Genomic DNA, 18,017 nt, shown 5'->3' on the forward strand with positions numbered 1-18,017 from the left:
CACGAGCGCAATGCTCACAACTTCCCACTCGACTTGGCTGCTGGCGAAACAACTCCTGTGGCTTTGGTTGCTCCTTCTATCAACGGCTAAGTTTTAGCTTGAGATCACAAAAAGCGCTCCTAGAAATAGGGGCGCTTTTTGTTTGGGAAAAAAATATTTTGTATTAGGAATTGCCCTCAATATCGAAGAAACCGGGTTTTTTACCTAATTTTTTAGCTGCGACGAATAATTTTCGTAAAAAAACCCGGTTTCTGGCCACCCGTGCGTAAGTTCTGTGTACGTCATTGTTCACTGTGCTACGCAATTGCAAGGTATTCAGATTTGGACGTATAGCAAACAAATACAGAGAGTAGTTTCGCCCTCACCATTATGGCAATTGCTATATTATGGAAAAGCGATCGCGAAAGGTAAGTCAGATGGTTGTCGCAATTTCTCAAGCAGGATTGGGTACAGGTGCAGTCTTGCTATCAAACGTGACATGGGAGACTCTGGAAAAGTTGGATGCAGATTTTGCCCAAACTGGGGCGCATTTAACTTATTTGGATGGGTGTTTACAAATTATGTCTCCTTTTTCTGAGGCCCATGAGGAACATAAAAAAACTTTAAGTCAGCTTGTAGAGATTTATATGCGGATGAAAGACATTCGTTTCTACGGGCGCGGTAGTACAACTATCGGGATGAAGGAATTGGGGGCGCGGAAAGAACCAGATGAATCTTATTGTTTGGGTACGCGCAAGTCGATTCCAGATTTAGCAATTGAAGTGACAGTGACGACTGGTGGAATTGATACGCTGGAAATCAATCGCCGGGTGGGAGTGCAGGAGGTTTGGTTTTGGGAGGATAGTGTAATTTCGGTTTATTGTTTGCGTCCAACGGGATATGAGTTGGTGAGTAACAGCGAACTGTTACCGGAGTTGGATTTGCGATCGATCGAGTTTTATTCGCGGATGGCCGATCAATATGATGCGCTGAATGCTTTTATGCGATCGATGTAGAAGTTGAGAATTGCGATCGTATCATTTAATTGGTTTTCGATCTGGTGAAAATACCCGATATGTTATGTACAAGCCATTGGGAACTTTTTTGTCAAAGATCAGGCTCACAGCAAATCGCTCTCAACTAACTCAACGGACAAAGGTATAAAAATCGCTCTTGCCCGGACTGCAAAAATTTGAAATCTTTATGGGGCATTAGGCTGACGATTACACGAATACATATCCAATAGATTATATAACTTCCGATTTTAAGCTAAGTTAGAATGGCAAATTTCTACCACTCTTCAAAACCATGCCAGGAGCAGTACCATCTGAGCCACTTCCCAAAATCACAACCCCAACCCCAACCCCCGGCAGCGGGGGTACCAGTCCCGGAGGGGCAGCTAACGGCAGGAAGGGCACCAGTGGCCCTGACTCGCTCAGCGGTACTGGGGGCGCTGACTTGATATTCGGTTTGGGAGGCCCTGACACCATTTTCGGCTTAGGGGGAAACGATTCCCTCTACGGCGAGGACGGCGATGACTCGGTAAGCGGCGGCGAGGGCAATGATTTGCTGTTCGGCGGTGCAGCCCGCGACAGCGTTTTTGGCAACGCGGGCGACGATACTTTATACGGCGGCAAAGGTGCTGACTCGGTAAGTGGCGATGAGGGCAATGATTTGCTGTTTGGAAACCAAGACAGCGATATTTTGTTGGGTGGCGCGGGGAATGACACGCTGTTTGGGGGGGCCGGCGACGACTGTTTATCGGGCGGCATCGGCGATGATTGTTTATCGGGCGATAAAGGCAGAGATACTTTAACTGGCGGCGCCGGAAATGATACTTTTGCGATCGGGCGTTTGACAGAGGAGGATGTGATTACAGATTTTACCGATCTGAGCGATCGAATTCGCTTGACTGCCGGCCTCACCTTTGCCGACCTCACTATTTCCCCTGGGGCCGGAACTAGGCCGAGTACAATTATTCAGCTTACCAGCACCAAGGAAACTCTGGCTACTTTATTCGGAGTTCCCCGCACTTCTATCAGTCAGGCCGACTTTATTCTTTAATTGGGAATGGGTAATTGGGAATGGGTAATTGGGAATGGGTAATTGGGAATGGGGACTTTTGAGTTTTAATTTGTGAATGTTGAACTTTTCAACTCAAGCATGGCTTTCGCGTTGCGAGTAACAAAGCAATCTCAAAATTTTTCATCTTCCTTCTACCTTATTCCTTTTATCCGTTTGCATCCCGTACACTGCGACGGAAGCCAAACTTCCATCTGACTTCTATCCGTTAAATCCGTTAAAAAATCCGTTGCCGAACTTCCTTCTTCATTCTATCCATTAAACCCGTTAGTTCCTTCTGACGGCCCGACGGCAGGACGGCCCGACGGCAGGACTGATAACGTTCGATCGCGGGGACGCTCGCGCTAATGACGGCCCGACGGCCCGACGGCAGGACTAACGATCGCGGGGACGCTCGCGCTAATGACGGCCCGACGGCCCGACGGCCCGACGGCAGGACTGATAACGTTCGATCGCGGGGACGCTCGCGCTAATGACTTCTACCTTCTTCCTTCTGACTAATGACTATTGACGGTTTTCTCAATCTCAACAAACCTGCGGGCATGACATCTCACGACTGCGTGGGGCGAGTGCGCCGAATGTTGAAACTCAAGCGAGTCGGACACGGAGGAACTCTCGATCCGGCTGTGACTGGCGTTTTGCCGATCGCCCTGGGAAGAGCAACCAGACTGCTGCAATTCCTCCAACACCACAAAGCTTACCGAGGTACGATTCGGTTTGGCTTAACTACCGCTACGGACGATTTAGAAGGAGAAATTATCCATTCTCGACCGGTGCCGGAGTTAAGTTTAGAAAAAGTGCAAGCGGCACTGCCGAACTTCCTAGGGAAAATTGAGCAATTTCCGCCGAATTTTAGTGCGGTTCAGGTGGGAGGAAAACGACTTTATGAGTTAGCTAGAAAAGGCGAAACTGTGGAAGTTGCTGCTAGGAATGTCGAGGTATTTCGCCTGGAAATATTGGATTGGCGGCCGGGGGATTTTCCGGAATTGGATTTGTCGATCGCCTGCGGGGCCGGTACTTACATTCGGGCGATCGCCCGGGACTTGGGCGCACTCTTGAATGCAGGCGGTACTTTGGCTCGTTTGACTCGCACCGAAAGCAGCGGTTTCTCGATCGACCAAAGTCTCACTTTTGCAGAATTAGAAGTGCAATTGCAGGAGAATACATTCAGCCCGATTTTGCCATCGGCGGTTTTGGGACACTTAGGTGCGATCGTCCTTTCGCCGGAATATACCAAACGCTGGTTTCAAGGACAGCGCCTCCCGATTCCCGAAACGCCGATAGAGGGAGAGGAGGAAACTCGGAACAATCCCCCCGACAACCCAATACCCCAACCTCCCTATCACTTGCAAGTTTACGCTCGAGATGGTAACTTTTTAGGTATCGGTCAAGTAGCTTCCTCAGAAACAAGTACCATCTTATCTCCTCAAATTGTGTTTTAGCTATCCAAGAGGTAAAAATGAAAATAGGTATTATTGGCGCGGGAAATGTTGGCGGAACTCTGGGACGCATTTTAACTCAAAAAGGTCACTCGATTGTATTTGGCGTCAGAGATCCGCAGAGTGCAAAAGTGCAGTCTGCTGTAGAAGCTACAGGAGGAAATGCGCGAGCCACTAGCGTGGAGGAAGCTGCAAGTCACGGTCAAGTTTTGATCTTAGCTACGCCTTGGAATGGCACGCCAGAGGCGATCGCCGCTGCGGGAGATTTGACTGGGAAAATTATTATAGACGCTACAAACCCGATCGAGCTGACACCCGCTGGACTTGCTGCTGGACTGACAATCGGGCACACAACTTCGGCGGCAGAAGAAATTGCCAAATGGGCGATCTCAGCGGAAGTTGTGAAAGCTTTTAACAACATTGGTGCGAGCTGTTTTGAAAATTTGCAATTCGGTTCGCAAACAGCAACTGCTTTTATTTGCGGAGACAATGCAGATGCCAAGAAAATTGTCACCAATCTTGCCGAAGACATCGGATTTGAAGTTGTAGATGCCGGGGAACTCAAGCAAGCTCGATTGCTGGAACCGCTGGGGATGCTGTGGATTCATCTAGCTTTCAGCGGTATGGGACAAGATTTTGCGATTAATTTAATCAAGCGCTGAGGTCAAAATTGTGAAAGGATTGCTGATCGGATTAATCCGAGGCTACAAAATGGGTATTTCTCCTTATTTGCCCAATGCTTGTAGATTTCAACCAACTTGTTCTCAATACGCGATCGAAGCCGTAGAAAGATTTGGCGCGGCCCGCGGCGGAGCGCTCGCGGTTAAGCGGATTTTACGCTGTCATCCTTTTCATCCTGGGGGTTACGATCCCGTACCTCCCAAAGATAGCGAGGGGAATTAATTATTAGTTATAATCGGAATTTTAGTTATTAGTTAATAGTGCAAATAGGCGCTGCATCCTCATGGCTAAAACTCCAGAGGGGAATCACTACCTGAGGGGGTTAAACTCGCAGAGTTAATTGCTTTATTCGATCAAAATTCAGTAATATTACTGTTTTATTCCACAACTCAGCATCTATATAATAGGAGAAACGGGAGTACAGGGGATGCGAGTTGATATGTCTGCTACCGCAATCGGGTACAAAATGTTGTCTCATACTCTGGCAGTGCTGGGCCAGAAACAAGCAACGGGGAAACTGCTGTTAGAGCAAGGCGAACAACAGTGGCAACTTTACTTTTTTCAGGGTAGTTTGGTTTATGCGACAGGAGGAGCGCACAGAGCGAGGCGCTGGTACAGGGCGATCGGGCAACACTGTCGCAACTTTCAAGTCGATCTCAGAGACATTGATGCTGGGGAACTGTGGGAATATCAACTGCTTCAGCAAGGGGTAGCAGCCAGCGAAATGAGTTTGCAACAAGCTAAGGCGATCGTCCACAGCAGCGTTTCCGAAGTATTCTTTGCTCTGATCGGTCAATCTGGTTTGCGCCGGGAGTGGCGTCCGTCGGAAAAATATTTTTCTAAAATTATTTCTTCTTTGCTGCTGTCTTTAACGGAAGTAGAGCAAATTCTGTGCTCTACAGAACAAATTTGGCAGAAGTGGAAAGGAATGGGTTTGTGGCTGGTAGAGCCTGAACAAGCACCGCTTTTAAAAGCGTCGGCCCAGTTGCAGGAAAATCGATTTACTTCTAATTCTTTGATCGCTTTAGCTAACGTATTTAACGGCGAGAATACTCTTTGGGATATTGCATTGAAGAAAAAGCAGTGCGTGACAGTCGCAACTCGCGCTTTAGTTAATTACATGAAGCAGGGTTTAGTAAATTTCCGCACCGTACCAGACTTACCGTCGCCTATAGAACAGTGGCGCCTTGCTTCGGCGATGGTTGGGTCAGTTCGACCTTTGATTGCTTGTATCGATGACAGTCCGACAGTATGCGAATTTTTAGAGCAAATTTTATTGCCGGCGGGGTATCGAGTCCTAAAAATTCAAGACCCGATGCAGGGAGTGGGCATCATCTCCAAACAGAAGCCTGCTTTAATTTTTATGGACGTGGTGATGCCGAAGACAAGCGGCTTTGCTTTGTGCAATTTTTTGCGGAAAACACCTAGTTTTCGGGAAACTCCGATCGTGTTTTTGACGGGTCAAGATAGTATAATTGATCGCGCACGAGCGAAAATTACAGGTGCTTCCGATTTTTTGAGCAAGCCGCCCAATCCACAACAGGTGTTGCAAGTAGCCCAGAAGTATTTGAAGGTAAAAGACGATCGCAACTCTTTAGGAATTCGCCCCCACGATTTACTGAATTCGCGCCAACTTACTTTGGCAAATTCTTGAACCAAATTTATGCTCAAAAAGCATCGCTTATCGGGTGCATCAGTCGATTTTGGATTTTGGATTTTGGATTTTGGATTTACTTGCACCATTGAATCTGGGCACTCGAAGTTTAATCTAAAATTTTGGGATAGACCCTGACGCTCGCGTCGGGGCTTGTACCCGTTGTTTGGCACGGTCAGAGGATGGCGCACCCTACAAATATTGTATCGATAATCATCAGTCACTCCCAATTATTCAATTTTTCATCTAAAATCTAAAATCTAAAATGGTATAATCCATCGGACTATATATTATTAATTATGAGCGATCGAACCCCGCAGGTAAGCGTAGTAATTCCGGCTTACAACTGCGCTGCTTACGTCGGCCAAGCCGTAGGTAGCGTGCTGCACCAAACCTATACTGACTGGGAAATTATTGTCGTAGACGACGGTTCCCAAGATGATACCAGATTAGTTTTAGAGCAATATGGCGATCGCATTCGCTACATTTACCAAAAAAATCAAGGAGTTTCCATTGCCCGAAATCGAGGCATCGAACTAGCGCGAGGAGAATTCATCGCCTTTCTCGATGCAGATGACTACTTCTTACCCGATAAAATAGCAGCACAAATTGCTGTATTCGCAGCGCAACCAAATCTAGGAATCGTCCACAGCGGCTGGCGTCAAGTTAACAGTATAGGCGAACCGATCAAAGATGTCAAGCCCTGGGAAAACGTCCCTAAATTAGACTTAGAAATGTGGCTGCGGTGGAAACCTGTATTACCCAGCGCGATGGTATTTCGCCGCCATTGGTTAGAAAAAGCCGGCGGATTTGACCCTCGATTTCCCCCGGCTGAAGATACAGATTTAGTGCTGCGTTTAGCCTTAATGGGATGCGAAACAGAGTGGCTGCGGCAGGTAACAGTTTGCTACCGCCAGCACGAACAAAGCGCCATGTACAAAGGTTTACCGCAGGCTAAATCCTTGGCGGCTGTCACGGACAATTTTTTTTCCCGCCCCGAATTGCCGGATAAAATACGTTTGTTGGAAAAGCAAATTAAGTACAGTACGTTTGTGTGGATTGCTTGGTATTTGCACCGCACCGGTCATCCTGTTGAGATGGCGGAGTTTTTGCAGCGTTCTTGGAATTATACGCCTTATTTGCCTGTGGAAACAGTAATTAATTGGGCGGAGTGTTTTACCGAATTTTCGCAGGATGCGGGCAATGAATTGGATGCAGATTTATTAACTCAATCTCCCGAATGGGAGGAGTTAATGCAGTGGGTTATTCTCAGCAGCCACAATAAAATTGGTTTGTAGTGAGGACTTTTAGTCCTCGGAAAGAAGGACTGAAGTCCTCACTACGAACCTTAATTGGTTTGTAGTGAGGACTTTAGTCCGCAAGAAAGAAGGACTGAAGTCCTCACTACGAACCTTACGAACTTTGTTGATTAATTGATATTAATTGCAAATTGGTGGTGTTCCCCCAGGACTGTAAGGCACAATTACCGCCGAATTTGTTATCAATTCAATCTCGCCCTTAGCGTTAATTATCCAGCCTTGAGCCTCAACCAGTGGCTTGGCGACATCAAAATTATCGTTGCTGCTGCTGACTCGTTCCCTGGGACTCGGTGGCAAACCACCGCGCCCGGTGATGACAAAGCTGCTTGTCCTTTGGCCTCTAGTTTGACAGCTTCGCGCCGGCTGTGGCGGAACTCGGGTGGTTTCTGGTTGATTTAATCCTTTTACGGGGTCAGTATCGGGAGTTCTGAGTTCGACATTGCCGTTAATTCCTAATTCTGAACTGGCGTCGATGTCGCTGTCTAAAGAACGAAAAATGCCTTCGGCAGTAATTATAATATTTCCGCCTTGACCTCGGACTGCATTGGCGCGGATATCGCTATTTTCTAAAGCAGCTACAGCCCCAGCTTCGATATTAATATTGCCACCAGTCGCAGTGCCAGACGCATTAGTAGTAATTTGACTGTTGTTGCGCAGTTGCAAGTCGGAAGCTTGCAAGGTGATGTTGCCGAAATTGCCGGCTTGAGTTGTCGCTGCGATTGTGCTATTATTTAAACGAATTGAGTCGGCCGCAATTCTCAAATTTCCTGCTGCTCCTGAGCCGTCAGCACTGACAGTAACTTTAGCTCCATCACGGAGCATTAACTTGCCGGTTTTAACATTTAAATTGCCGCCCGCACCTGTGGAATCTGTACCCGTACTGGCAAATAGTCCGCTAGTGGCACCTTCATTGTTACCGACGATGTTTGTATTGAATAGCGAGGCTCGATCGGCGAAATTGCGATCGCTCCCAGAGAGAACAATTTTATCGGCAGCATTGACTGTCAAATTACCAGCTTGACCGCTGCCGCGAGTTGTCGCGATCGCCTGTCCACCACCAGTAGCCTCAAAGATATTGGAGTTAATGGTGATATTTCCCCCAGGATGTTCGTTCTGGGTTTGAGAGTTAACAACCGCTCCATTTGAGACTCGAAAAATATTAGTATTAACTGTAATGTCTCCACCTCGACCCCCCGCCCCTGGTTCTGTTGGAGCGAGGAAAGCGCTGGACGAACGATCGGAACCTATCCCATCAACAGTCACGAAATCAGCAGCATTCACTGTAATATTTCCAGCTCGCCCCTGCCCTTCAGTTCTGGCTATAATTAGAGCACCATTTGTAATTGATAGCGAGCGAGTGAAAATATCAATGTTTCCCCCTGTACCAACCCCTGTTGTTTTGACGCTGCTATACACACCAGAGGATTGTTGGAATTGAAGCAATTCTCCAGATATTAAAGTAATTTCCTGTAATGGCCCCAATCCATCCAAAACAGTATTATTTCTGACAGAAATCACGATATTGCCTGCATTTCCCTTTCCTTCAGTGCTAGCTGTAATCACAGCACCATTTGTTACTGAAAGGGAACCCGTCGCGATCTGAATATTGCCTGCATTACCTACTGCTCGATCATCTTCGACTCTGCTGTAGACGCCGCTGGAGTTGTCGCTATTCCCACCGTCAAAGGAGATTGAATTGCGAATACGAAGGTTAACATTGCCGGCATTTCCCTCTCCAAACGTGCTGGCTTTTATTAGAGCTCCATTAGTTAAGGAAATCGATTCGGCTGTGATATTAATATTGCCCCCTGTACCAACACCTCCGGCTCTCACTAGATTGTACGTACCGCTGGGTATATCAATTTTATCGACTCCATCAAAGGAGACTGCTCCCGTCGCATTAATATCAATATTCCCTGCTAAGGCGTCAGGCGCACCCAATTTTTCCGCTATCCCCGCCCGCAGTTTACTTCCTTCCGAAAAATTCAAGTTATGAGCGTTGACAGTAATATTCCCGCCACCTCCAGCACGTACATTCACATCAGCGCCGTTTGTGAGAGATATATTGGCTCTGGCTATCTGCTCGGGAAAATTTAAACTCACATTGTTACCGAAGGCATTTAGCCCGACAGTTTCACCTCCTGAAACGGCTGCGAGCTCGACTCTACCGCCCGGTGCCAAGATTTTTCCGCCCTCGAATCTCACCTCGCCGCCAGCAAGTATCAGGCTGTTGCCCGATCGCACTTGCAATCCGTCGGTCGATCGATTTACGATACTTCCGGGTGATTGTCCGTATTGCAGGCCGAGCGGGACGCTAACGATGAGCAAAGGCGTATTTTGGCGGGGAACACTCGCAGAGAAATCCGCCCCAGCGCCAAACTCCACAGCATTCGCCGTAGTCGCCAAAAACGAACCGCCGATATTTAAGGAAGCATTCGGGCCAAAAATAATCCCGTGAGGATTGAGCAAAAATAGATTTGCTGTACCGTTAGCTTTCAGCGCGCCGTCAATATTGGAAATCGAGCCGCCGGTAACGCGGGTAAAAATGTTTTGAATGTCTGCGGAATTGTTGAAAACAGCCGTGTTTCCGGTCAAAACCGAAAATTCTCGGAAACTGTGAAATAGGTTGCTTCCGGCTGGCGTTCCGCCGTCGATGGAGCTGGTTTTGCCGTTGACTGTGACTGTCGAATTGACTGGCAGTGTGGCATCGGGGACGATTTGGGCTATGCTGGGGGCGATCGGGCTGAAGCTATAAAATATTATACTGAGCCAGAATTTGCCAGTTTTTAGTTTCATTCATTAACTTTTTTTTTAATTAATCCTTGATTTTATCATTGGGCGTGTTAATTGTAAACTGCAATAAAGGTATGTTGTTGCGCTGTCTTCGCTTTTTGGATATATGGGAAAGAGCGCTGAAGCGCAACTACGTACCTAATAATTAACTACCCTAATATAAGATTTTTTTGGCAATGTGAAATGCTGAAATATAGGAGGTCTTGATGCTATTTCCGCAGTTTTTTTCTAACGCTTCCCACAAACTTGCTAACAATGATTTCCTTTTTTGCTCGTCTAGCGCTATGTACTGGGAGTAAGTCTGCAAAAGAGTGAGATAATCATCTATGCTGTAGGTGATTTCACATACTAGCTGTTCGTAAATCAAATCCTCGTACAGTCCTGAGTCGATGACGTTTTGTCCGAGTTCTTTGATACTTTCTGCTTGATTGGCTCTTTCTTTGGCATGATATTCTGCTAGAGATGGAGCTCGATCTTGATAAACTTCCTGCAAAACTTGGTAAACTTCATCCTGCGGCAAAACTCCCGCATTCCACAGCAAAATCAAAGAACCTTTATCTTTCAATGCAGCGGCAGTTTTTTGATAGCGAATCTCCGGCGACACCCAATGAAAAGAAGTTGCGGCCAGCACAGCATTAAATTTATCAGCTTCTAATTCCCACTCTTCAAAAGTTTGATTTTTAATTTCTACAGATGGATAAGTTGCACAGTTTTTTCTCGCTAGCTGACAAGCTGGCTGACTGGGTTCGAGACAAAGCATTGCAAAGCCGAATTCAGCAAAGGGAACAGTGGCAATTCCCGGGCCGCATCCGATTTCCAGAATGTTGGCATTTGGGGGAAGTTCGGCTAATTCGACTACGCGATTAATTAGTTGTTGGGGATAGCGAGGTCTTGTTTTGTTGTAGGAATCGGCAATTTCGCTGTACCAGTTTTTTCGCTGTTCGTAAGTTTTGCTGGCGATGTATTCGCTATACCAATCTTGGTTTTTTTCGGATTCTTTTACCATTAGACCTCTTGCAAAAGTCTTTTTAATCAAGTTTTGGAACAGGCTCTGGGGCCTGTTCCACAGAAAAAGATATTTTGTGGAACAGGCCCCAGAGCCTGTTCCTAGCTATTTTTGCAAGAGGTCTATTCTAAAATCTTCCTTTTCTCTTCTCTTCCTTCGCGTCCTTTGCGTCTTCGCGGTTCGTTCAAAATACTTATATAAAAAAATGCGATATTATGCTTGAGTTTCGGCTTCAGTATAAATTGGCGGCCAAAGTTCCGAAATTGGCAATTCCCAACCCGGAAAAAGTTCGGAGACTCTCAAAATATCGGCATTTTCCAGCACAATTGGTTCACCTTCCTGACGGTAAACTGTAACAGTTTGTTCATCGGGGTCTATTATAATTCCTACTTGTGCGCCGAGTTGGATCAACTTCAAAATCTTTTTTTCGAGCAGTTTAATGCGATCGCTCTGTGATTTAATTTCTACTACCAAGTCTGGGACTAATTCTGCGAAATAACGGGGACTTTGCCCGATCCGGGCTGCCCGCACAAAAGAAACATCGGGTGCTGTGAGCGTCCCATCAGGCAAAATAAAGCCACCTGCTGAGTCAAATATTCTTCCCAAACGGCGGGGATAAACCCAATTGGCAAGCAGCCAAATGAAAACTACACCTATTTCACTTGATACAATATCTGATGGGCCCACAATGATAATCTTCCCGCTTTCTAGTTCAAGCTGGTAGTCTTGACCTGCTTCTTTGAAGGTTTTTTGGACTTTTTCTAAGTCTTTGAGTGTCATCATATAGATTGTTACCTGGCAGAAAAGGAGTTGCCACAGCTACAGCTTTGGGCTGCATTGGGATTGTGGAACCGGAAACCTCCGCCCATCAAGTCTTCTGAATAATCTAAGGTGAGCTCGTTGAGATATTTTAAGTGCTGGGGGTCGATCGCAACTTGAATTCCCTCGGACTCGCATAGAGCGTCTTCTGGGGCTGGCACATCGTCAAAAGCCATTGTATAGGACAAACCGGAACAGCCGCTCGATTCCACGCCCAGACGAAATAGAGCATTCGGGTTCGGATACTTTGACTTAAGGCGCTTTACTTCTGTTGCTGCTGTTTTGCTTAGATGAATCATTATCGGGAATGGGGAATGGGGAATGGGGAATGGGGCATCGGGCATCGGGTATGGGGGATGGGGCATGGAAAATTGGTAATGGGGAATTGGTAATGGGGAATTGGGGAATTGGGAAATTATGATTTTTTCTCACTTTTTGTCATTAGTTATAAGGTAGAAAATTACCAACTACCAATTACCAATTACCAATTCCAATGCCCCATGCCCCATGCCCCATGCCCCATGCCCAATTCCCAATTAGAACGATTACTTAGCCTTTTCTGTACGAGCATAATCGTCTTGGAAGCGAACAATATCATCTTCTCCGAGATATTCGCCATTCTGCACTTCAATTAAAACCAGCGGGATAACTCCCGGATTTTCCAGGCGGTGAGAAATACACTGTGGAACGTAGGTAGACTGATTTGTAAACAAAACTTGTTCAGTTTCACCACAAGTAACTTTTGCAGTACCACAAACCACGATCCAGTGTTCGCTGCGGTGGTGGTGCATTTGCAGGCTGAGGCGATGTCCGGGATTAACTTCGATTCGCTTAATTTTATATCCTGGGCCTTCTTCTAAAGTCGTAAACGATCCCCAAGGCCGCGATTCTGTAACGGCTGTTTCGTTGGGTGCAGCAAGTGCGTGCAGAGATAGTTGAGCAACTTCTTGAACTTGAACCATGATTTTCACTCCTTAAGGATTGCTTGCTGAATCCTTTGGTAAACGACGTGGGATTGTGATACTAGCTAATTTATCCTGAAAACCGAAGCCCGATCGCGCGAACTGGTTAGCGGGCTGTAGAGTTTTGCACTTTTACCTGCGAAAGCTCGATCGACGCACCTTGACTACCATAGCAAAATCATCACAGCGGTTGTCACCGGTTTTTCGCTATTGACCAAATCTACATCAAATCTTCATTCTCAACAGCCTCTGCTTGAAGCCGCTTAGCGGGGAGAGAAGGAGAGAGGGGGAGAGGGGGAGATGGGGAGAATTTTTGTTCTGACTAATGACTAATGACTGATGACTAATGACTAAAACATAAGTTCACATGATTAGAAAATACAGATTAGGTACAATGAAAAGCTTGGGACTATCTAGATCGCAAGTTTTTCATCACTTTTAGGAATATATCAAAATGAACACCAACGGACTGCCAGCAAAACAAGGCCTCTACGATCCGCAGTTCGAGCACGATGCTTGCGGAGTCGGCTTCATCGTACACGTGAAGGGTAACAAATCCCACGAAATCGTCGAACAGGCCCTGACAATCCTGTTAAACCTCGATCACCGGGGCGCGTGCGGCTGCGAACCCAACACCGGAGACGGGGCGGGCATTTTGATGCAGGTGCCGCACAAATTCATGAAGAAAGTAACAGCGGCTCTCAACATCGAACTTCCAGAAGCCGGCGAGTACGGCGTCGGCGCGATTTACTCGTCGCCAAACCAAACTGAACGTGAAAACGGACAGCGCATATTTGCAGAAATCGCCGCCGAAGAAGGGTGTCCCGTGCTCGGCTGGCGGGATGTACCGACAGATAACTCGTCTCTGGGCGATACCGCTAAATCCAGCGAACCCTTCATGCGGCAGGTGTTTGTCCAGCGTGCTGCAAATCTTGATGAGGCAGCTTTTGAACGCAAATTGTATGTCATCCGCAAGCGCGTTCACAATGCAATCCGCAGGACGAATGTAGACCCCTACTGGTATAATTCCACTCTGTCGTGCCGGACGATCGTCTATAAGGGTATGTTAATGCCGGTGCAAGTCGGGGACTATTATCCCGACCTGCACGACCCGGACATGGAAAGCGCTTTAGCACTGGTTCACTCGCGCTTCAGCACGAATACTTTTCCGAGTTGGGAACGATCGCACCCTTACCGCTACATCGCCCACAATGGCGAAATTAACACGATGCGCGGCAACATCAACTGGATGCACGCGCGCCAATCCCTGTTCGAGTCGGATTTGTTCGGCGATGATTTGAAGAAAATCCCGAATTTGATCAACATCGAAGGTAGCGATTCAACTATCTTTGACAATGCTTTGGAATTGCTGTATTTGGCCGGGCGTTCTTTACCCCACGCCGTAATGATGATGATTCCCGAACCTTGGACGGCCCACGAGTCCATGAGTGACGAGAAAAAGGCTTTCTACGAATACCATTCCTGTTTGATGGAACCTTGGGACGGGCCTGCTTCGATCGCTTTTACTGATGGTACATCGATCGGCGCTGTTCTCGATCGCAACGGTTTGCGGCCTTCCCGCTACTGCGTCACCAAGGACGACTTAGTAATTATGGCATCGGAAGCGGGAGTTTTGCCGATCGCGCCTGAAAGAATTGTCTCAAAAGGCCGCTTGCAACCGGGGCGGATGTTCCTGGTAAATACTGAAGAAGGCCGCATCGTTTCTGATGACGAAATTAAGACCAAAATCTCGACAGAACATCCGTACCGGGAATGGATTGACCGGCACATGGTCGAAATTGCTAAACTCAAAGATGCGCCGTCAGTTGCAGAATCGCAACCCGAAACATTAATTCAGCGCCAAATGGCCTTTGGTTACACCTTTGAAGAACTGCGGTTGCTGTTAGCACCGATGGCAAAGGATGGAGTGGAAGCTGTGGGTGCGATGGGCGCGGATACGCCGCTGGCTGTGCTTTCCAACCGTCCCAAGCTACTTTATGAATACTTCCAGCAACTGTTTGCTCAAGTTACCAATCCGCCCATTGATTCGATCCGCGAAGAAATTGTGACTTCTGCTGAAACTACGATCGGCGCCGAACGCAATTTGCTCAAGCCGGAACCGGAAAGCTGTCATTTAATTGAACTGAAAACGCCAATTCTCAGCAATGAAGAATTAGCTAAACTCAAGCACGTAAATGAAGGTAATTTCAAATCCGTCACCGTACCGATTTTGTTCGACCCCAAAACAGGTGTCCAAGGTCTCGAACAGGCGTTAGAAGATGTTTTTGCCGAAGCCGATCGCGCGATCGCCTCTGGGGTGAATATCATCATTTTGAGCGATCGGGGCATCAATCCCGACAAAGCCCCGATTCCGGCGCTGCTGGCGGTTGCGGGCCTGCACCACCACCTGATCCGCCAAGGTACGCGCACGCGGGCGGGACTGGTGCTCGAATCCGGCGAACCCCGCGAAGTGCATCACTTTGCGACTTTAATCGGTTACGGTTGCGGTGCGATCAATCCCTATTTGGCCTTTGAGACGATCGCAGATTCAATCCGCGAAGGTTTGCTGCTGAATGTCGAGTACAAAGCTGCTTGCAAAAACTACGTCAAAGCTGCCACAAAAGGCGTGACGAAAGTTGCCTCGAAAATTGGAATTTCCACAATTCAAAGTTATCGCGGCGCCCAGATTTTTGAGGCTATCGGTTTGAACAAATCTGTCATCGATAAATACTTTAGTTGGACGGCCTCGCGGATTGAAGGTGTAGACTTGGAAGTTATCGCCCAAGAAGCTATTTTGCGGCACACCCACGCTTTCCCAGAACGCCCGTCTAGCGGACATACTCTCGATGTCGGCGGTGAATATCAGTGGCGCAAAGAAGGCGAGGCACACTTATTTAGCCCGCAGACAATTCATGCGCTGCAAAAAGCAGTGCGCGAGGGCAATTATCAGCTTTTCAAACAGTATTCAACTCTGGTAAACGAGCAAAACCAACAGCATTTTACCTTGCGCGGTTTGTTGCAATTCAAGCAGCGGGAATCTGTGCCAATTGAAGAAGTCGAACCTGTGGAATCTATTGTCAAACGGTTTAAAACCGGGGCGATGAGTTACGGTTCCATTTCCCAGGAAGCGCATGAGTCTTTGGCGATCGCGATGAACCGCATTGGTGGCAAATCGAACACCGGTGAAGGCGGCGAAGATTCCGATCGCTACACTTGGACGAACGATCGCGGCGACTCGAAAAACAGCGCGATCAAACAAGTAGCTTCCGGGCGTTTCGGCGTTACCAGCTTGTATTTATCGCAAGCGCGGGAACTCCAAATTAAGATGGCGCAAGGGGCGAAACCCGGAGAAGGCGGGCAGTTACCCGGTAAAAAAGTATACCCCTGGATTGCGAAAGTACGGCACTCTACTCCGGGTGTTGGTTTGATTTCACCTCCTCCCCACCACGACATTTATTCGATCGAGGATTTGGCCGAATTGATTCACGACTTGAAAAATTCCAACCGGGAAGCGCGGATCAGCGTCAAATTGGTGTCGGAAGTGGGAGTCGGGACGATCGCAGCCGGTGTCGCTAAAGCCCACGCGGATGTCGTGTTAATTTCCGGCTACGACGGCGGTACGGGCGCGTCGCCGCAGACTTCGATCAAACACGCCGGTTTACCTTGGGAGTTGGGATTGGCGGAAACTCACCAAACTTTAGTTTTGAATAATTTGCGATCGCGCATTGCTGTGGAAACCGACGGACAGCTTAAAACCGGTCGCGATGTAGCAATTGCTGCACTGCTGGGTGCTGAAGAATTCGGTTTTGCGACTGCACCCCTAGTAACTTTGGGCTGCATCATGATGCGCGTCTGTCACCAAAACACTTGCCCTGTAGGCGTTGCGACTCAAGATCCCCTGTTGCGGAAAAACTTTACTGGCGATCCGCAGCATACGGTAAACTTTATGACTTTCATCGCCCAAGAAGTCCGGGAAATCATGGCGGAGTTGGGCTTCCGCAAGCTGGATGAAATGGTTGGCCGCACTGATGTTTTGGAAGCAAAACAAGCGGTGGAACATTGGAAGGCGAAGGGTTTGGATTTCTCGAAAATCCTTTACCAGCCGGAGGTTGGGGCGGATGTCGGGCGCTACTGTCAGATGCCGCAGGATCACGGGTTAGAAAAGTCGATCGACATGACTGTGTTGTTGGATTTGTGCAAAGGTGCGATCGCAAATGGCGAAAAAGTGCACGCAAAACTGCCGATTACCAACATCAACCGCGTTGTCGGCACAATTCTCGGTAACGAAATCACCAAACGCCACTGGGAAGGCTTACCCGATGACACGGTGCACCTGCACTTCCAAGGTAGCGCCGGACAAAGCTTTGGCGCATTCGTACCCAAGGGAGTCACCCTGGATCTCGAAGGCGAGGCCAACGACTATCTCGGCAAGGGCCTCAGCGGTGGCAAAATCATCTTGTATCCGTCGCCGGCTTCTACCTTTGTCGCAGAAGAAAACGTGATTGTCGGCAACGTGGTGCTCTACGGAGCCACCTCTGGTGATGTTTTCATCCGGGGGATGGCAGGCGAACGTTTCGCTGTCCGCAATTCTGGGGTAAACGCCGTAGTTGAGGGTGTGGGCGATCACGGCTGCGAGTACATGACTGGCGGCAAAGTTGTAGTTTTGGGTGCCACCGGGCGCAATTTTGCAGCAGGAATGAGTGGCGGTGTGGCTTACATTTTGGATGAAGCGGGGGATTTTGCTACTCGCTGCAATATGTCGATGGTGGAGTTGGAAAAACTGGAGGATGTTGAGGAGATTAACGACTTGCGGCAGTTAATTCAAACTCACGTTGATTTGACTGGAAGTGCAAAAGCATCGAAGGTTTTAGCTGCGTGGGATGAGATGGTGCCGGTGTTTGTGAAGGTGATGCCGCGGGATTACAAGCGGGTGTTGCAGGCCATCGAAAGGGCGATCGCATCGGGCTTGAGCGGTGATGATGCGCTGACGGCTGCGTTTGAAGAAAACGCTCGCGATGTCGCTCGAATTGGCGGCAGTTAGTTAGTAGTAAGAAACCGGCGAATCCAAGAAACCGGGTTTCTCCGATAATTTACGCATCGTAGTTAAGATTTAGGAAGAAACCCGGTTTCTGAGCCCCCGCGCACAGAGCTCTCGCGCACATCCAAGAAACCGGGTTTCTCCGATAGTTTACGCATCGTAGCTAAGATTTAGGAAGAAACCCGGTTTCTGAGTCTCCGCGCATAGAGTCCTCGCGCACATCCAAGAAACCGGGTTTCTCCGAT

15 protein-coding genes are annotated in these 18,017 nt (G+C 48.0%); 10 read left to right on the plus strand and 5 right to left on the minus strand.

Annotation, left to right across the window (positions count from 1 at the left end):
• From QUB64_RS32075 to QUB64_RS32115, 9 genes are all read left to right on the plus strand, one after another.
• The coding region (locus QUB64_RS32075; protein WP_333275821.1) for a photosystem II protein D1 at window positions 1–90 on the plus strand (90 nt) is incomplete at its 5' end.
• 326 nt (window positions 91–416) lie between these two features.
• Window positions 417–995 carry a Uma2 family endonuclease gene (locus QUB64_RS32080; RefSeq protein WP_333275675.1) on the plus strand — a complete coding sequence of 193 codons (579 nt, stop codon included), beginning with the start codon at window positions 417–419 and terminating at the stop codon, window positions 993–995.
• A gap of 292 nt (window positions 996–1,287) precedes the next feature.
• Window positions 1,288–2,043, plus strand: coding sequence for a calcium-binding protein (locus tag QUB64_RS32085; RefSeq protein WP_333275676.1), 756 nt, complete (start codon window positions 1,288–1,290; stop codon window positions 2,041–2,043).
• 365 nt (window positions 2,044–2,408) lie between these two features.
• Complete coding sequence (locus QUB64_RS32090; protein WP_333325904.1) at window positions 2,409–2,534, plus strand: hypothetical protein; 126 nt, start codon at window positions 2,409–2,411, stop codon at window positions 2,532–2,534.
• 27 nt (window positions 2,535–2,561) lie between these two features.
• Window positions 2,562–3,503, plus strand: coding sequence for a tRNA pseudouridine(55) synthase TruB (truB, locus tag QUB64_RS32095; RefSeq protein WP_333275680.1), 942 nt, complete (start codon window positions 2,562–2,564; stop codon window positions 3,501–3,503).
• 2 nt (window positions 3,504–3,505) lie between these two features.
• Window positions 3,506–4,162, plus strand: a complete 657-nt coding sequence (locus QUB64_RS32100; RefSeq protein WP_442921737.1) for an NADPH-dependent F420 reductase — start codon at window positions 3,506–3,508, stop codon at window positions 4,160–4,162.
• 10 nt (window positions 4,163–4,172) lie between these two features.
• Window positions 4,173–4,403: a membrane protein insertion efficiency factor YidD gene (yidD, locus tag QUB64_RS32105; protein WP_333275684.1), complete on the plus strand. Its 231-nt coding sequence runs from the start codon at window positions 4,173–4,175 to the stop codon at window positions 4,401–4,403.
• A gap of 217 nt (window positions 4,404–4,620) precedes the next feature.
• Window positions 4,621–5,835 (plus strand): response regulator, encoded by a 1,215-nt coding sequence (locus tag QUB64_RS32110; RefSeq protein ID WP_333275686.1) that lies wholly within the window; start codon window positions 4,621–4,623, stop codon window positions 5,833–5,835.
• A gap of 299 nt (window positions 5,836–6,134) precedes the next feature.
• Window positions 6,135–7,133: a glycosyltransferase family 2 protein gene (locus QUB64_RS32115; protein WP_333275688.1), complete on the plus strand. Its 999-nt coding sequence runs from the start codon at window positions 6,135–6,137 to the stop codon at window positions 7,131–7,133.
• Window positions 7,134–7,274: 141 nt separating this feature from the next.
• Here the strand turns inward: QUB64_RS32115 and QUB64_RS32120 are convergent, their stop codons facing one another.
• The 5 genes from QUB64_RS32120 to QUB64_RS32140 form a co-directional block, all read right to left on the minus strand.
• Entirely contained in the window at window positions 7,275–9,950 is a 2,676-nt protein-coding gene (locus tag QUB64_RS32120) for a two-partner secretion domain-containing protein (RefSeq protein WP_333275690.1), read from the minus strand.
• A 151-nt stretch (window positions 9,951–10,101) separates the two neighbouring features.
• Window positions 10,102–10,953, minus strand: coding sequence for a class I SAM-dependent methyltransferase (locus QUB64_RS32125; RefSeq protein ID WP_333275692.1), 852 nt, complete (start codon window positions 10,951–10,953; stop codon window positions 10,102–10,104).
• A 213-nt stretch (window positions 10,954–11,166) separates the two neighbouring features.
• A complete protein-coding gene (locus tag QUB64_RS32130; RefSeq protein ID WP_333275823.1) occupies window positions 11,167–11,733 on the minus strand; it encodes a Uma2 family endonuclease in 567 nt (188 codons plus the stop codon).
• Between the two features lie 11 nt (window positions 11,734–11,744).
• Window positions 11,745–12,071, minus strand: a complete 327-nt coding sequence (locus tag QUB64_RS32135; protein ID WP_333275694.1) for a HesB/IscA family protein — start codon at window positions 12,069–12,071, stop codon at window positions 11,745–11,747.
• A gap of 246 nt (window positions 12,072–12,317) precedes the next feature.
• Entirely contained in the window at window positions 12,318–12,734 is a 417-nt protein-coding gene (locus QUB64_RS32140; protein ID WP_333275696.1) for a phosphomannose isomerase type II C-terminal cupin domain, read from the minus strand.
• A 454-nt stretch (window positions 12,735–13,188) separates the two neighbouring features.
• On the opposite strand from QUB64_RS32140, the gene gltB reads away from it, so the two are divergent.
• Window positions 13,189–17,775 carry a glutamate synthase large subunit gene (gltB, locus tag QUB64_RS32145; RefSeq protein WP_333275698.1) on the plus strand — a complete coding sequence of 1,529 codons (4,587 nt, stop codon included), beginning with the start codon at window positions 13,189–13,191 and terminating at the stop codon, window positions 17,773–17,775.
• Window positions 17,776–18,017: the final 242 nt, after the last annotated feature.

This window comes from Microcoleus sp. Aus8_D2, assembly GCF_036702665.1.
In the GTDB taxonomy this organism is placed as follows: domain Bacteria; phylum Cyanobacteriota; class Cyanobacteriia; order Cyanobacteriales; family Microcoleaceae; genus Microcoleus.

Coding starts and splice junctions, on each gene's coding strand:
- QUB64_RS32110 (WP_333275686.1), top strand. CDS start 4,621: ATGTCTGCTACCGCAATCGGGTACAAAATGTTGTCTCATACTCTGGCA.
- QUB64_RS32085 (WP_333275676.1), top strand. CDS start 1,288: ATGCCAGGAGCAGTACCATCTGAGCCACTTCCCAAAATCACAACCCCA.
- QUB64_RS32140 (WP_333275696.1), bottom strand. CDS start 12,734: ATGGTTCAAGTTCAAGAAGTTGCTCAACTATCTCTGCACGCACTTGCT.
- QUB64_RS32125 (WP_333275692.1), bottom strand. CDS start 10,953: ATGGTAAAAGAATCCGAAAAAAACCAAGATTGGTATAGCGAATACATC.
- QUB64_RS32120 (WP_333275690.1), bottom strand. CDS start 9,950: ATGAAACTAAAAACTGGCAAATTCTGGCTCAGTATAATATTTTATAGC.
- QUB64_RS32130 (WP_333275823.1), bottom strand. CDS start 11,733: ATGACACTCAAAGACTTAGAAAAAGTCCAAAAAACCTTCAAAGAAGCA.
- truB (WP_333275680.1), top strand. CDS start 2,562: ATGACTATTGACGGTTTTCTCAATCTCAACAAACCTGCGGGCATGACA.
- QUB64_RS32135 (WP_333275694.1), bottom strand. CDS start 12,071: ATGATTCATCTAAGCAAAACAGCAGCAACAGAAGTAAAGCGCCTTAAG.
- QUB64_RS32080 (WP_333275675.1), top strand. CDS start 417: ATGGTTGTCGCAATTTCTCAAGCAGGATTGGGTACAGGTGCAGTCTTG.
- QUB64_RS32090 (WP_333325904.1), top strand. CDS start 2,409: ATGACGGCCCGACGGCCCGACGGCAGGACTAACGATCGCGGGGACGCT.
- QUB64_RS32115 (WP_333275688.1), top strand. CDS start 6,135: ATGAGCGATCGAACCCCGCAGGTAAGCGTAGTAATTCCGGCTTACAAC.
- gltB (WP_333275698.1), top strand. CDS start 13,189: ATGAACACCAACGGACTGCCAGCAAAACAAGGCCTCTACGATCCGCAG.